The sequence below is a fragment of the Streptacidiphilus carbonis genome, assembly GCF_000787775.1.
GTDB lineage: Bacteria > Actinomycetota > Actinomycetes > Streptomycetales > Streptomycetaceae > Streptacidiphilus > Streptacidiphilus carbonis.
This window is the reverse complement of sequence record NZ_BBPM01000038.1, coordinates 1-14315: the sequence shown is the minus strand read 5'-3', so window position 1 is coordinate 14315 and position 14315 is coordinate 1. Positions and strand designations below refer to the sequence as shown.

General features: G+C 74.2%; 14 protein-coding genes. 9 read left to right on the top strand and 5 right to left on the bottom strand.

All coding sequences use genetic code 11. The features are described 5' to 3' along the window. The first annotated feature begins 78 nt into the window (after positions 1–78). From TR46_RS25685 to TR46_RS25670, 4 genes are all read left to right on the top strand, one after another. Positions 79–438 carry a hypothetical protein gene (locus TR46_RS25685; protein ID WP_042405444.1) on the top strand — a complete coding sequence of 120 codons (360 nt, stop codon included), beginning with the start codon at positions 79–81 and terminating at the stop codon, positions 436–438. Positions 439–578: 140 nt separating this feature from the next. Further along, positions 579–1646 (top strand): EamA family transporter, encoded by a 1068-nt coding sequence (locus TR46_RS25680; RefSeq protein ID WP_084718923.1) that lies wholly within the window; start codon positions 579–581, stop codon positions 1644–1646. 95 nt (positions 1647–1741) lie between these two features. Then, positions 1742–2371 (top strand): DUF2231 domain-containing protein, encoded by a 630-nt coding sequence (locus TR46_RS25675; protein ID WP_052433090.1) that lies wholly within the window; start codon positions 1742–1744, stop codon positions 2369–2371. 16 nt (positions 2372–2387) lie between these two features. Further along, positions 2388–4175, top strand: a complete 1788-nt coding sequence (locus TR46_RS25670; RefSeq protein WP_042405504.1) for a glycoside hydrolase family 15 protein — start codon at positions 2388–2390, stop codon at positions 4173–4175. Positions 4176–4199: 24 nt separating this feature from the next. Here the strand turns inward: TR46_RS25670 and TR46_RS25665 are convergent, their stop codons facing one another. Next, positions 4200–5450 carry a serine/threonine-protein kinase gene (locus tag TR46_RS25665; RefSeq protein ID WP_052433089.1) on the bottom strand — a complete coding sequence of 417 codons (1251 nt, stop codon included), beginning with the start codon at positions 5448–5450 and terminating at the stop codon, positions 4200–4202. Between the two features lie 254 nt (positions 5451–5704). Between TR46_RS25665 and TR46_RS25660 the strand changes: the two genes are divergently transcribed. Beyond that, the gene (locus TR46_RS25660; protein ID WP_042405441.1) at positions 5705–6910 is read left to right on the top strand and encodes an AI-2E family transporter; all 1206 of its coding nucleotides are present in this window, start codon (positions 5705–5707) and stop codon (positions 6908–6910) included. 57 nt (positions 6911–6967) lie between these two features. Here the strand turns inward: TR46_RS25660 and htpX are convergent, their stop codons facing one another. The 3 genes from htpX to TR46_RS25645 form a co-directional block, all read right to left on the bottom strand. Next, positions 6968–7876 carry a zinc metalloprotease HtpX gene (gene htpX / locus TR46_RS25655; RefSeq protein WP_042405439.1) on the bottom strand — a complete coding sequence of 303 codons (909 nt, stop codon included), beginning with the start codon at positions 7874–7876 and terminating at the stop codon, positions 6968–6970. Positions 7877–8022: 146 nt separating this feature from the next. Further along, the gene (locus tag TR46_RS25650) at positions 8023–9306 is read right to left on the bottom strand and encodes an APC family permease (RefSeq protein WP_042405437.1); all 1284 of its coding nucleotides are present in this window, start codon (positions 9304–9306) and stop codon (positions 8023–8025) included. Positions 9307–9429: 123 nt separating this feature from the next. Continuing rightward, positions 9430–9900: an ArsI/CadI family heavy metal resistance metalloenzyme gene (locus tag TR46_RS25645; RefSeq protein WP_042405435.1), complete on the bottom strand. Its 471-nt coding sequence runs from the start codon at positions 9898–9900 to the stop codon at positions 9430–9432. 87 nt (positions 9901–9987) lie between these two features. On the opposite strand from TR46_RS25645, the gene TR46_RS25640 reads away from it, so the two are divergent. From TR46_RS25640 to TR46_RS25630, 3 genes are read left to right on the top strand one after another with little or no spacing between them, the layout of a single operon-like run. Then, on the top strand, positions 9988–10380 hold the full coding sequence (locus tag TR46_RS25640; RefSeq protein WP_042405433.1) for an ArsR/SmtB family transcription factor: 393 nt from the start codon (positions 9988–9990) through the stop codon (positions 10378–10380). Next, positions 10377–11123: an aquaporin gene (locus TR46_RS25635; protein ID WP_042405431.1), complete on the top strand. Its 747-nt coding sequence runs from the start codon at positions 10377–10379 to the stop codon at positions 11121–11123. Before TR46_RS25640 ends, TR46_RS25635 begins: the two co-directional genes overlap by 4 nt. 55 nt (positions 11124–11178) lie before the next feature. Then, a complete protein-coding gene (locus tag TR46_RS25630) occupies positions 11179–11598 on the top strand; it encodes an arsenate reductase ArsC (protein ID WP_042405429.1) in 420 nt (139 codons plus the stop codon). A 28-nt stretch (positions 11599–11626) separates the two neighbouring features. Here the strand turns inward: TR46_RS25630 and TR46_RS25625 are convergent, their stop codons facing one another. Continuing rightward, complete coding sequence (locus tag TR46_RS25625) at positions 11627–12469, bottom strand: DUF1206 domain-containing protein (protein ID WP_042405427.1); 843 nt, start codon at positions 12467–12469, stop codon at positions 11627–11629. A gap of 155 nt (positions 12470–12624) precedes the next feature. Here TR46_RS25625 and TR46_RS25620 point away from each other — a divergent pair, with 155 nt between their 5' ends. Next, positions 12625–14103 (top strand): bifunctional phosphatase PAP2/diacylglycerol kinase family protein, encoded by a 1479-nt coding sequence (locus TR46_RS25620; RefSeq protein ID WP_042405425.1) that lies wholly within the window; start codon positions 12625–12627, stop codon positions 14101–14103. Positions 14104–14315: the final 212 nt, after the last annotated feature.

Genomic DNA, 14315 nt, shown 5'->3' with positions numbered 1-14315 from the left:
GGCGGGCGGCGCTCCGGGGCGGCGGGCGCAGCCGACCGTCGAGTCACCGTCAGAAGCGTCACCGGAGGAGGTCAGGGCGTGAACAGCAGCTATCGGGACCGCTGGATCGAGTGCACCCCCGACGTCCTGCGAATCCGCGGCTACTACTTCCCCTGGGGTACGAAGACCGTCCGCTACCCCGAGATCCGCTCGATCCAGCGCGTGCGGACCGGCGCCCTGACCGGACGTGGGCGCATCTGGGGCACCGCCAACCCCCGCTACTGGGCGAACCTGGATCCCCACCGACCGGGGAAGCACACCGCGATCGTCCTCGACCTCGGACGGTTCGTCCGACCGTTCATCACGCCCGACGACCCCGACGCGGTCGAACGCGTCCTGCGTGAGCACACCGGCCTCGCCGCGGTCGGCGACGGCACCGGGCGCGGTCCGATCGTGTGAGGCGAATCGTGTGAGGCGAACTGCCTCGACCGCTGAGCCGACGGGCCCCACCACCGGGTCCGAAATTCTGCTGGCGCCCGGCCGGCGGGGTGCGGTTGGCTTCTCCCTGTGACGTACAGCAGCAAAACAAGGAGACATTGATGTCGGGGCTCCCTGCACGCCCCTCCCCAGGTGTCGGCGCCCCGGACTCCCCTGCGCCGCTCAGCGCCGACCTCCGCGGCGCCCGGGAGCACGCCGGACGGCTCGGCGGGATGGCCTGGTCGGCCCTCGGCCTGGTGTACGTCGTCTGGGGATCCACCTATCTGGCCATCCGCATCGCCGACCGGACCATGCCGCCGTTCCTGTCGGCCGCCGTCCGCTTCCTCGCCGCAGGCCTGCTGCTCGCCGGGGTGATCGGCTGGCGGTCCATGCGCTCCGGCCGCACCCGGATCCCCGGGCGCGCCGGGCACACCGGACGTTCCGGGCCCTCCGCGCTGAGGGTCACCCGGCGGCAGCTGGCGTCGGTCGTCCTGGTCGGGCTGCTGCTCCTGGTCGGCGGCAACGGACTGGTCGTCCTGGCCGAGACGGTGATCCCGTCCGGACTGGCCGCGCTGCTGGTCGCCGCCGTGCCGCTGTGGGTGGTCGTGCTCCGCGCGGTCTTCGGCGACCGGCCGCGCGGCGCCACCGTCGTCGGGGTGCTGCTGGGCTTCGCCGGCCTGGTCGTGCTGACCGTCCCCGGGATCGCGGGCAGCATGAAGCTCAGCGGGGTGCTCGCCGTGATCGCCGCCTCGCTCCTCTGGTCCACCGGCTCCTTCGCGTCCTCACGGCTGCCGATGCCGGTGAACCCGTTCGTCGCGAGCGCCTACGAGATGCTCGCGGGCGGCGTCGGGGACCTGCTGATCGGGCTCGGCCGGGGCGAGCAGCACCGGGTGCACCTCGCCTCGATCAGCACCAGCTCCTGGCTGGCGCTGTCGTACCTGGTGGTCTTCGGCTCGATCGTCGCCTTCACCGCCTACGCCTGGCTGCTGCAGAACGCACCGCTGTCACTGGTCTCCACCTATGCGTACGTCAACCCGGTGGTCGCCGTCGCCCTGGGCTGGCTGATCCTCGCGGAGCCGGTGAGTTGGCCGATCGCCCTCGGCGGCGCGATCGTGGTCGCCGGGGTCGGCGTCGTCGTCAGCACCGAGCGCCGGCGCACGGCGCAGCCGATCCCGGAGGAGGTGTCCTGATCACGCGGTCCGCCACGGGCCCGGGCGGACAGCATCGCCAGGACGAGTCCGGTCCGGCCCGGTTTGTCCCGTCTTCCAGCGGATAGGCGATGCCTATGAAACTCACACGGCTGACGATCGTCCCTCCCGCCGGGCGGGCCCCGGTCCGCGAGGCGCTGGACCGGGTCGAGGAGCTGCGCGCGCTGGACACGCTGGTGGCACCGCTGCAGCGGGTGGTGCGCGGCCTGCCGCTGGGCGGCTCGCGCGATGTGCTCCGTGGCACCTGGCTGGGGCATCCGCTGCATCCGGCGCTGGTACAGCTGCCGGTCGGGGCCTGGGCCAGCGCGGCGGTGCTGGACCTGCTGCCCGGTCAGCGGCGGGGCGCCGCGGTGCTGATCGCGGCGGGCCTGGCCGGGGTGCCGCCGGCCGCCCTGGCCGGTTGGGTGGACTGGTCCGAGCAGGACGAACGTCAGCTCCGGGTCGGGGTGGTGCACGCGGCCGCCAACGTCACCGGAGCGGCCCTCTACGCCGCCTCCCTGGCGGCACGCCTGCGCGGCCACCAGGTCCGGGGCAAGGTCCTGGGCTTCGCCGGGCTGACCGTCGTCAGCGCCGGCGGCGTGCTCGGCGGTCACGTGGCCTACCGGCAGGCCACGGCGGTCGGCAGCGCCGGGGACGGGACTGGGCCGGACTTCGAGACCCGGGTCGTCCGCGGCCCGGTGACGGCCCGTCCGCCGACCGGTGCCTGACCCGGTCAGCGGCGCCATGAAGGCCCGTGAGGCGTCGGCCGACGTCCGGCAGTTCCCGCTGCACGTGCTGCGGGAGTACGCGCTGCTGGCCGACGGGGAGCGCGGGGCCCTGGTGGGGCCTCGGGGAGACATCGCCTGGATGTGCGCGCCGCGCTGGCACTCCGAGGCGGTCTTCTCCACGTTGATCGGCGGCAGCGGCGTCTTCGCCGTCACCCCGGTCGACGAGCCGTTCGTGTGGGGCGGCTCCTACGAGGAGGGGTCGCTGATCTGGCGCAGCCGCTGGGTGACCACCCGACAGGTGGTGGAGTGCCGCGACGCGCTGGCGCACCCGGCGCAGATCGGATCGGCCCGGGTGCTGCGCCGGGTCATGGCCGTGGACGGCCGGACCCGGGTGCGCGTCGTGCTCGACCCCAGAGCCGGCTTCGGCCGGTACGGGCTGCGCGACCTGCGCCGTTCGGACACGGCCTGGACGGCGCGCTGCGGGCCGCTGCACATCCGCCTGACCGGGCTGCCGGAGGCCGAACACCGCTCCGACGGCGGACTGCAGGCGGAGCTCGTGGTCCCGGCGGGCGGGCACCGCGACCTCGTGCTGGAGGTCTCCGAACGGGCATTGAGCTCGGCCCCGCCCGACGCCGGACGGCTCTGGTCGCAGACCGCCGAGGCCTGGGCGCGGGCCGTTCCCGCCTTCCACTCCACGATGGCCGACCGCGACGCACGGCACGCCTACACCGTCCTGCGCGGCCTGACCAGCGGCAAGGGCGGCATGGTGGCCGGAGCCACCACGAGCCTGCCCGAGCGGGCCGAGGAGGGGCGCAACTACGACTACCGCTACGCCTGGATCCGCGACCAGTGCTACGCGGGCCGAGCGGTCGCCGTGGCGGGCCCGCACCCGCTGCTGGACGAGGCGGTGGGCTTCGTCAGCGACCGCATCCTGGCCGACGGCCCCGACCTCAGGCCCGCCTACACCGTCGGCGGCGGACCGATCCCCAAGGAGCGCAGCCTGAAGCTCACCGGCTACCCGGGCGGGGCCGGCAAGGTCGGCAACCAGGTCAGCAGCCAGTTCCAACTCGACGCGCTGGGCGAGGCACTGACCCTGTTCGCCGCCGCCGCGGACCACGACCGCCTGGACACGGACCACTGGCGCGCCGCCGAAGCCGCCGTCGCGGTGATCGCCGAGCGGGGCGACGATCCGGACGCCGGGATCTGGGAGTTGGACGACCAGCGCTGGACCCACTCCCGGCTGAGCTGCGTGGCGGGCCTGCGCGCGATGGCGCCGTACGCCCCCGGGGCGCGGAGCGCGCAGTGGAGCGCGCTGGCCGACCGGATCCTGGCCGACGTCTCCGCGACCTGCCAGCACCCCACCGGGCGATGGCAGCGCTCCCCGGACGACGAGCGCGTCGACGCCGCACTGCTGATCCCGGCCCTTCGGGGCGCCCTCCCCGCTGGCGATCCGCGCACCCGCGCCACCCTGGCGGCGGTGCTCGACGAGCTGGAGCAGGACGGCTACGTCTACCGCTTCCGCCAGGACGAGCGCCCACTGGCCGAGGCCGAGGGCGCGTTCCTGCTGTGCGGCTTCACCACCTGCCTGGCCCTGCACCAGCAGGGCCGACACGTCGAGGCCGTGCGCATGTTCGAACGCAATCGGGCCGCCTGCGGCACCCCGGGGCTGTTCGCCGAGGAGTACGACATCGCCCAGCGCCAGCTGCGCGGCAACCTCCCCCAGGCTTTCGTCCACGCCCTGCTGCTGGAGAGCGCCCACCTGCTGACGGTGCCCCAGCCCGGGGACGACCCCGCCGGCCGCTGAACGCCGCGCTGCGCGGCAGGTGCGTCAGCCGTCCGACTTCTTCCCCTGCCCGTGCCCGTGTCCGTGCGACTTGGCGTTCCTCGCCTGCCCCGGCGTGAGCACCACGACCCCGGGAGGCCCGGCGGTCGCCCCGGACCACGCGGACCCCGGCCCGGCGACCCCGGCCGGAACGGTCGTGGCCGGCGCCGCCGTGCCGGTCGTCGTGCCCGGGCGCGCACCCGTGCGGGGACCCGGTGGTCCTGCCAGCGAGGCCGGCGGCGCGGTGGACGGGTCGGTGGCGGCCGCCTCGGGCCGACCGGACAGCGGGTCCCGGTACGGGCCGGACGCGACCGCGGCCAGCACGGCCCCGGCGGCCAGAGCCGTCGCCGCGGCGGCGGACCAGGCCGCCACCCGGCGGCGCCCGATGCGCCCCGTGCGCCCCGTGGCCGGCGTGGGACCCTCGGCCGGCAAGGCCCCGAGAGCGGACAGCAGTCGGGCCACCTCGTCCGCGCGAGGACGCAGCGACTGGTCACTCGCGGTCATCCGCTTCAGCACCGCCCGCAGCGGGCGCGGCAGTCCGGCGGGAAGGACCGGGGGACGCCTCAGCCGGGCGAGGGCGGACTCGACGGGCGTGCCGGGGAAGGCACGCCTGCCCGTGATCGCCTCCAGGAGCAGCAGGCCGAGGGCGTAGACGTCGGCCGGGCGGCCGATCTCACCACGGCCGTGGATCTGTTCGGGGGCCAGGTAGGCGGCGGTGCCCACCACCGTCCCGCTGGACGTGGCACCCGCCTCGTCCAGCGCTCTCGCCAGGCCGAAATCGACCAGCCGGGGCCGCCCCTGACGGTCCAGCAGGACATTGGACGGCTTGATGTCGCGGTGCACCACTCCGAGACCGTGGAGGTACGCCAGGGTCTCCGCCAGCTGCGCGGTGACCCGCACCGCCTCTGCCATCGGCAGCGGGGCGCGGGCCAGCAGGGCCTTCAGACTCGTCCCCGGTAACAGTTCGAGCACCAGGAACGGCCCCGACGGGCCCTGGCCGCAGTCATAGACCTCGACCAGCCCGGGATGCCTGAGCCTGGCCAGCATCCGTGCCTCACCGACGAAGCGGCGGGCCGTGTCGGCATCGCCGCCGAACCGGAAGAGCTTCACCGCGACCGGACGCCGGAGCCGCTGGTCGACGGCCAGCAGGACCCTCCCCGAGCCCCCGCGCCCCAGTTCCTCCCCGAGCTGGTACCGCTGCGCCAGCAGTTCACCGGACGGATCCGCTTCGGGTACGTCGTCGTCGAGGAATCCCATACCGCCCACCTTCCTGGCACGAAGCATCAAAGCGATACCGAACGGCTGTCCGCAAGTGGCGTGCGTCATTCGCGGTCGAGCGAAATCGCCCCCGCGCGCTCCGGGCGGCGCGGGCGTTCCCCTGAACGGACGAGTTTTGCCCGCGCCCGCCCGGGGGACGGATGCGTGAGGCGCGAGGTCGGACGAGTCCTGGAGGCCTGCCCTGCACGCCCCGCTCGTCGCGCCGCTGGGCACCCGGGGAGAAAGGAAGTCTCGTGGACGGCGGGGGCGGCCCGGACGACCATGCGGCCCGTCCGAAGCGCCACCGGACCCGGGCCGGGAGCACACGCACGGCCCTGCGTGCCGCCGCCGTACGCGTCAGGACCCTGCCCGACCAGGCCCGCCGGGAACGCGGGCCCAGGCCCTCCGCGGTCCACCCGCTGCTCTGGTCGTCAGCCGCCTACGCCTGGCGGCTGCTGGTTCTCGCGGCCGCCGCCTATGCGGCCTTCACGCTCGTCAGCCGCCTCCAACTGATCGCCGCCGCCGTGTTCATGGCCCTGGTGGTGACCTCCGTCCTGCGGCCGGCGGCGGACCGCTTGGCCCGCACGGTCCCCCGGCGACTGGCCGTGCTGATCGTCCTGCTGTGCGCGCTGGTGCTGACGGCGGGCCTGCTGTCACTGGTCGGCGAGGTGGTGGCGATCCAGGCGCCGGCGCTCGGGCAGCAGCTGAGCAGCGGCGCGTCCCGCGTGGAGCACTGGCTGGAGCGCCCCCCGTTCCGACTCGGCTCGGGCACTCTCTCGCATCTGCAGAAGTCCATCGGCTCCTACCTGTCCGCCCACCGCTCCACCGTGGTCAGCACCGCCGTCAGCGGCGCCGGGCGGGTGGTGGAGGTGGTCACCGGGGCGGCCCTGGCCCTGTTCTGCTCGGTCTTCTTCATCCACTCGGGGGACCGCATGTGGCACTGGGCCACGGAGCAGGCGCCGCAGGCGTCCCGGGCGCGCCTGGAACGCGCCGGGAAGGCGGCCTGGGACACCTTCGCCGGCTACACCCGAGGGATCGTCATCGTGGCCGGCAGCAACGCCGTGATGGTCGGCATCGCGCTGTTCGCACTTCGCGTCCCGCTCGCCGTGCCGCTGACCCTGCTGGAGTTCTTCGCCACCTTCGTCCCCCTGGTCGGCTCACCGGTCGCGATGGCCATCGCCGCGGCGGTGGCCCTGGCCACCCGCGGCCCGGTGACCGCGGTGATCGTCCTGGTCCTGATCGTGGTCATCGGCCAGATCGAAGGCCACGTCCTGCACCCCCTGGTGATGAGCTGGGCAGTACGGCTGCACCCCGTCGTGGTGGCCGTGTCCGTTCTCGCCGGGGGCACCCTGGCCGGGATCACCGGCGCGGTCGTCGCCGTCCCGGCCGTCTCGGTCGCCTGGTCCATCGTCCGTGAACTACGGCTGCCGCCCCCGGGAGACCCCCCCGCCGACCGATGACCCGCGCAGCCGGGCGGCGAACCGCCGGGAGCGCGAGCACCGGTCGCGGAGCGGGTCTCACGCCCCCTCGCCCAGCCGTGCGGTGAGCTTGGCGAGTTCCGCCAGCCGGCGATCCAGGGACGGATGGGTGGAGAACAGGTTGAAGACGCTCGCGCCCTTGCCCGTTGCCGGCGCGAAGAAGAAGGCGTTGAAGGACTGTGCCGTGCGCAGGTCGCGGGTGGGGATCCGGGCGATGTCCCCGCTGACCTTGGTCAGGGCCGAGGCCAGCGCGGAGGGGCGGGCGGTCAGTACCGCCGCGGCGTGGTCCGCGGCCAGCTCGCGGTACCGGGACAGCGCGCGGATCAGCAGGAAGCTGATCGTGTACACGGCTACCGACACGGTCATGATCGCCGCCAGCAGCGCCGCGGTGTTCTGGTCGCGCCGGCCGCGGAAGATCTGGGAGTAGACCGTGAAGCGGACCATCAGCCCCGCGAGCACCCCCAGGAACGAGGCGATGGTGATGACGGCGACGTCGCGATGGGCGATGTGGGAGAGCTCGTGCGCCAGCACGCCTTCCAGTTCGTCCGGCTCCAGCCGCCGCAGCAGGCCGGTGGTCACGCACAGCACGGCGTGGTCGGGGCTGCGACCGGTGGCGAACGCATTGGGCATGTCCGACTGCGACACGGCCAGCCGCGGCCTGGGCATGTCCGCCATGGCGCACAGCCGGTCCACCGCGCCGTGCAGATGCGGCTGTTCGGCCGCGTCCACCTCGTGTGCGCGCATCGCGAACAGGGCGATGCGGTCGGAGTACCAGTACTGGGCGGCCAGCAGCCCGGCGGCGACCACCACCACCAGGATCCAGGACTTGAGCAGCACCACCAGCGCCGCCATGAACGCGACGTACAGCAGCCCGAGCAGGAACAAGGTCACCAGCATCCGTACCGTCAACTGCCGGTCGGGCCGGAACCTGGAACGTGTGGCACTCATCGTGACGTCAACCCCTCATCGGCAGGGAGGGCACAACCCGCGAGTCCTCTGCCTCAACTGTCACTCGCTCCGGCCCTCCGGCAAAGGGTCCGGCGGCCGCGGGTTCGGGCCGGCCGGCCCCGGTCGCCGGGACGAGCGCGCCGGCGTCACCGGTCGTGCGAACGCTGGGCGCGGCTCAGCGCGGCGCGCAGCCCGTACCCGGCGGCGCCGAGCACGATCACCGCGGCGCCCCACAGGACGGAGGCCGACGGCAGCGCGAAGGCCAGGACCACACAGCCGGCCATGCCCAGGACGGGCACGATCCGGGCCGGACGGCCCTCCTCGGCGGTCAGGGTCCATGCGGAGGCGTTGGCGACCGCGTAGTAGGCCAGCACGCCGAAGGAGGAGAAGCCGATCGCGCCCCGTACGTCCGCCGTGGCGGCCAGCACGGCGACGACCGCTCCGACCGCGGTCTCGGCGCGGTGCGGGACACCCAGGCGCGGGTGGACGGCGGCCAGGACGTGGGGCAGGTGCCGGTCCCGGGCCATGGCCAGGGTGGTGCGCGAGACGCCCAGGATCAGCGCGAGCAGTGAGCCCAGCGCCGCGACCGCCGCACCGGCCCGCACCACGGGGACCAGCCCCGGCGCCCCCGCCGTCCGCACCGCATCGGCCAGCGGCGCCGCCGCACGGCCCAGACCGCCCGCACCCAGCACCGACAGGGCAGCGACGGCGACGGCCGCGTAGACCACCAGTGTGATGCCCAGGGCGAGGGGGATGGCACGCGGGATGGTGCGCTCGGGGTCGCGGACCTCCTCCCCGAGGGTGGCGATGCGGGCGTATCCGGCGAACGCGAAGAACAGCAGCCCGGCGGCCTGCAGTACGCCGCCGAAGGTGGCGTCCGCGCCCGGGTCGAGGTGCGCGGCGTCCGACGCGGAGGAGCTGAGGCAGGCGACGACCACCGCGGCGAGCGCCACCAGGACCACGGCGACGATCGCGCGGGTCAGCCAGGCCGCCTTCTGTACGCCCGCGTGGTTCACCGCGGTCAGCGCCACCACCGCCGCGACCGCCACCGCGTGCGCCTGCGCGGGCCACACGTAGGAGCCGACGGTCAGCGCCATCGCCGCGCACGAGGCGGTCTTGCCGACCACGAATCCCCACCCGGCCAGGTAGCCCCAGAAGTCACCGAGGCGCTCACGGCCGTAGACGTACGTCCCTCCGGACTGCGGATAGCGGGCGGCCAGCCGGGCCGAGGACGTCGCATTGCAGTACGCCACCACCGCCGCCAGCCCCAGGCCGAGCAGCAGCCCGGACCCTGCCGCCCGGGCAGCCGGACCCAGCGCCGCGAAGATCCCCGCGCCGATCATCGAACCCAGGCCGATCACCACGGCGTCGGACACCCCCAGGTGCCGCTCCAGCTCCCCGTCGTCCGCAGCGGCCGCCGACCCGCTCATCACTCACTCCCCCGAGAGCCGCCCGTGCGCCTCCCTCCGGCCACGCGTCCCGATGTCGCTGCACGATAGCGGAGCAGGACGGCGAAACGGCGTCGGACCGGGCCGTGGCAGCCCAGGGGGCTGTCAGCCGCCGCAGGCGCAGCCGACCGGCGCCGCGGATTCGCCGGCGGCGGCCGGGGCGGCGCAGCACGCGTCGCCTCCCGGGGCAGCGGACCTGCCGAGCCGGTCGGCGTCGGCCTTGACGGTGTAGACCTCCCAGGGCTCCCTGCCGGGGCCGGTCACCCAGACCTTGTCCTGGAGGGCGTAGCAGCAGGAGGTGTCGTTCTCCTCGAAGGTGGCCAGCCCCGCGTCCTGGAGGCGGGTGGCGGCAGCGGTGACGTCGTCGGTGCCGGCGACCTCGACGCCGAGGTGGTCCAGCCGGGTGTCCTCCCCCGCGGGGCCCTCGATCAGGACCAGCTTGAGCGGGGGCTCGGCGATGGCGAAGTTGGCGTAGCCAGGACGGCGCTTGGCCGGCTCGGCGCCGAAGAGCCTCGAGTAGAACGCGACCGAGCCTTCGAGGTCGGCGACGCGCAGGGCGAGCTGAACACGGGACATGGTGTCTCCCCGATCCGGATGTCTGTATCGACGTTCGTCGATACAGACATGGTTGCTCTCTGAATCGATGGATGTCAACATAGACGTATGTCGAATCTGGAACTGGCGGTGCTCGGGCAGGACGACCCGGCACTGTGCTGCTCGCCGATGGTCCGCGAACCGCTGGGCGAGGACGCCGCCGCCGAACTGGCCCGCATGTTCAAGGCCCTGGCTGACCCGGTCCGGCTGCGACTGCTGTCGCTGATCGCCTCGCACGAAGGCGGCGAGGCCTGCGTCTGCGACCTGACCGGCCCCTTCGACGTGTCCCAGCCGACCATCTCCCACCATCTGAAGGTGCTGCGGGACACCGGCCTGGTCGGGTCCGAGCGGCGCGGGACCTGGGTCTACTACTGGGTGCTGCCCACGGCACTGGCCAAGCTGTCCTCCCTGCTCCGGACCCCCGACGCCGCGGAGCCGGCGGCGGCCGGCGGCTCCGAGTGAGCGCCCCCGCTCCGCTCGCGCGCCGGGCAGCGGTCGAACTGATGGGCACCGCGGCACTCGTGACCGTCGTGGTCGGCTCCGGCGTCCAGGCCGCAAAGCTCTCCCAGGACGTCGGCGTGCAACTGCTGGCCAACTCGCTGGCCACGGTGTTCGGTCTGGGCGTGCTCATCGCCCTGCTCGGTCCGGTGTCCGGCGCCCACTTCAATCCCGCCGTCACCCTCGCCGCCTGGTGGACCGGCCGGCGCGGCGCCGGAGGCCCCAGCCTCCGCGAGGCCGCCGCCTACACGGCCGCCCAGGTCGCCGGAGCGATCGGCGGCGCCGTGCTCGCGGACGCGATGTTCGCCGAGCCGCTCGTACGCTTCTCGACCCACGACCGCGCCGACCCGCACCTGTGGCTGGGCGAGGTCGTGGCCACCGCCGGCCTGGTGCTGCTGGTCTTCGGCCTGGCGCGGATCGACCGTACGCGCCTCGCCCCGGTCGCGGTCGCCTGCTACATCGGCGCGGCCTACTGGTTCACCTCCTCCACCAGCTTCGCCAACCCCGCCGTCACGATCGGCCGCACCTTCACCGACACCTTCGCGGGCATCGCCCCCGGCTCGGTGCTGCCCTTCATCGGGGCCCAACTCGCCGGTGCCGCAATCGGCGTGCTGCTGCTCGCGGTCTGCTTCGGCCGTCCGGCCCCCGCCGATGCGGACGTCCCGGCCCCACAAGGCGAGCGCCACCTGACCGCCTCCGGCCGCTGAGCGACAGCGCCCTCCCGTCCCCGTCCAGCGTCCCTCGTCCAGGAGAAACCCCGCCGTGAGCACTCCCTCCGCACCGTCCGTGCTGTTCGTCTGCGTCCACAACGCCGGACGGTCCCAGATGGCCGCCGCATTCCTCACCCACCTCGCCGGGGACCGCGTCCAGGTCCGCTCGGCGGGCTCCACGCCCGCCGACGCGGTGAACCCCGCCGTGGTCGAGGCGATGCGCGAGGTGGGCATCGACATCTCCGCCGAGACCCCCAAGGTGCTGACCACCGAGACCGTGCGGAGCTCGGACGTGGTGGTCTCCATGGGCTGCGGCGACGCCTGCCCGGTCTTCCCCGGCAAGCGCTACCTGGACTGGACGCTGGACGATCCGGCCGGACAGGGCGTCGCCGCCGTCCGCCCGATCCGCGACGAGATCGACCACAGGGTCCGCGAACTGCTCGCCGATCTCGGCGTCCGAACGAGGGCCTGACCCTGGCCCCGGTCCGCCCCCGGCTGCGTCACAGCTTGCGCCAGCGGGCGGAGGCGAAGGAGAAGCCGCCGAACAGGATCACCCCGAGCGCGACCAGGACCAGAAGCCAGGGTCCGGCCGGGGTCTGGGCGAAGCTGCGCAGGGTGGCGTCCAGGCCCTTGGCCCGGTGCGGGTCGAAGGTTGCGGCGGCGACCAGGACGAACACCCCGGCAGCGGCGAGGACGGCACCGCGCGCGGTGCCGCCGGCCAGCCCCAGGGCGGTGACCGCGTCGCGGGTGCGCCTGCTCATCCGGGCGGTGTCGAGCTTGGTCAGGAAGTGCCTCCGCAGGGCCCGGACCGTGACGCCCACGCCGACAGCGATCATGGCGACCCCGACGACTCCGACCAGGAACCGGCCGGCGGGCAGCTTCAGTGCGTGGGCGGTCCAGTCCTGCGACTGGGTGTCGCTGCCGGACCCGCTGCCCGAGCCGGCGGCGAACGCGGCCGTGCCCCAGCAGACCGAGGCGTAGAACGCCGCGCGCGCCGCGTTGAGCAGCCGCTTCCCGGGCTTCGTGTTCCCCGCCTCGCCCAGCACCGCCAGCGACGCCCGCCACAGCGCCATGCAGCCGAATCCCACCACCAGGATCCACAGCATCTGCGCCCCGAAGGGCTGGGAGGCGACCTCGTGCAGCGCGCCCTGGCGGTCCGCCTGCCCGCCCCGGCCGCCGAAGGCGATCCGGATCGCCAGCGCTCCCACCAGCACATAGACGATGCCGCGGGCGACGAATCCGGCCCGCCCCGCACCCCGCAGCCCCGCACGTTCCCGCGGCCCGGACAGCAGACGGCGCCGTCCGCCCGAGCCGGCTCTCCGATGCACCTGAGACGACGTCATACGTCCCTCCCGGTAGGGGGATGCGCGGGTGCGCTTCCCTGTCCTTCGCCTGCCCCGGCGGCGACGGCACAAGCCCGCGGGACCGGCACGGGGACGGGCCGTGCCCCGCAGCCCCGTACCGCGTGCACGGGGTCTGTCGGGGTAGCCGCAACGGCATGGGACGACTCCATGACCTCCAAAAGCTCGACGCCCGCCTCTTCGACCGGGTCGCCTCGGCCCGGCTGCGCGGAGCGCACCCGGTGCTCCCGCGCCTGGGGCGCGCCGCCGACCACGGCGCGCTCTGGATGGCGGCGGCCGCCGGACTGGGCCTGTCGCGCAACCGCGCCGCGCGGCGGGCGGCGCTGCGCGGCGTCGGTTCGCTCGCCCTGGCCTCGACCGCGGCCAATGTCTTCGCCAAGCAGGTCTCCGGCCGCAGCCGCCCGCTGACCGACGTGGTCCCGCTGGCCCGGCGGCTGCTGCGGGCGCCGATCACCACCTCGTTCCCGTCCGGCCACTCGGCCTCCGCCGCCGCGTTCGCCACCGCCGTCACCCTGGAGTCGCCCTGGCTGGGGGTGGTCGCCGTCCCGCTGGCCGCCGGCGTCGCGTCCTCCCGCGTCTACACCGGCGCGCACTACCCGGGCGACGTACTCGCCGGCGTCGCGCTGGGCACCGGCATGGCCCTGGCCACCCTGCGCTGGTGGCCGCTGCGGGCGGGCGACGCGGCCAAGGCCTCGCCCCCGCGCGTGCGCTTACCCGCCCTGCCCGGCGGCGCCGGGCTGGTCGTGGTGGCCAACCAGTCCTCCGGCACCGCGGGTCAGGCCCTGGCCCTGCTGCGCGAGGCCCTGCCCCAGGCCCAGGTCCGTGTCTGCGGGCCGGACCAGGACCTGACCGCGCTGCTGGTCCGCGCCGCCGACGAGGCCGCCCGGCAGGGCGGAGCGCTGGGCGTCCTCGGCGGCGACGGCAGCGTCAACGCGGCCGCGCCCATAGCGCTGGAGCACCGGCTGCCGCTGGCCGTGTTCCCGGGTGGCACGCTCAACCACTTCGCCGCCGACCTGGGCATCCTCTCCCCGCAGCACACCGCGGCGGCAGTTGAGGCCGGACACGGCGGATCCGTCGACCTGGGCCGGGTCGCCGACCGGCCGGCAGGGGCGGGGGCCGGACCCGGATACTTCCTCAACACCTTCAGCGTCGGCGTCTACCCCGAACTGGTGGCGGCCCGCAGATCCCTGGAGCGCCGGATCGGCAAGTGGCCCGCCCTCGCGGTGGGGCTGCTGCGGGTCCTGGCCGAGGGCCGCCCCACCGAGGCCGTCGTCGACGGCGACCGCCGGTCGCTGTGGCTGCTGTTCGTCGGCAACGGGCGCTACGACCCGCCGGGCTTCGCCCCCGCCTACCGACGCAGTCTCGACGACGGCCTGCTGGACGTCCGCTCGGTCGACGGCAGCCACCCCTACGCCCGCACCCGCCTGGTCGCCGCCTTCCTCACCGGCACCCTGGCCCGCTCCCGGGTCTACCAGGCCTCGGCCGTCCACCGGCTGCGGATCGACGGCCTGCACCGCACCGAGCACCAGTCCAGGGACGGCGAGATCGTGCCCGCCGGAGAGAGCGTCCTCCTCGACAAGGCCGGGCGGGCGCTGACCCTCTATCTGCCGGCCTGACACAGCCCTGAGCAGAATGAACAGAACTGCAGGTTATGAGCGTAATGGCGACTTAGACACGAAACATAGATGTCATCTGCGCGCCGTCCTAACTTCATAGTCCTCGACGACGAGGACGAAAGGAGCGGGACGTGACGGCAGCACAGAGTGATCGGCCAGTGGGCCGGGCCCCCGATGCGAGCACCAAGGCATCGGGACGGGACAACGCCCGT

Excerpts from the sequence above, each read along its gene's own strand:
- TR46_RS25650 (WP_042405437.1), bottom strand. The coding sequence starts at position 9,306 with ATGAGCGGGTCGGCGGCCGCTGCGGACGACGGGGAGCTGGAGCGGCAC.
- TR46_RS25670 (WP_042405504.1), top strand. The coding sequence starts at position 2,388 with ATGAAGGCCCGTGAGGCGTCGGCCGACGTCCGGCAGTTCCCGCTGCAC.
- TR46_RS25665 (WP_052433089.1), bottom strand. The coding sequence starts at position 5,450 with ATGGGATTCCTCGACGACGACGTACCCGAAGCGGATCCGTCCGGTGAA.
- htpX (WP_042405439.1), bottom strand. The coding sequence starts at position 7,876 with ATGAGTGCCACACGTTCCAGGTTCCGGCCCGACCGGCAGTTGACGGTA.
- TR46_RS25680 (WP_084718923.1), top strand. The coding sequence starts at position 579 with ATGTCGGGGCTCCCTGCACGCCCCTCCCCAGGTGTCGGCGCCCCGGAC.
- TR46_RS25645 (WP_042405435.1), bottom strand. The coding sequence starts at position 9,900 with ATGTCCCGTGTTCAGCTCGCCCTGCGCGTCGCCGACCTCGAAGGCTCG.
- TR46_RS25625 (WP_042405427.1), bottom strand. The coding sequence starts at position 12,469 with ATGACGTCGTCTCAGGTGCATCGGAGAGCCGGCTCGGGCGGACGGCGC.
- TR46_RS25620 (WP_042405425.1), top strand. The coding sequence starts at position 12,625 with ATGGGACGACTCCATGACCTCCAAAAGCTCGACGCCCGCCTCTTCGAC.
- TR46_RS25675 (WP_052433090.1), top strand. The coding sequence starts at position 1,742 with ATGAAACTCACACGGCTGACGATCGTCCCTCCCGCCGGGCGGGCCCCG.
- TR46_RS25640 (WP_042405433.1), top strand. The coding sequence starts at position 9,988 with ATGTCGAATCTGGAACTGGCGGTGCTCGGGCAGGACGACCCGGCACTG.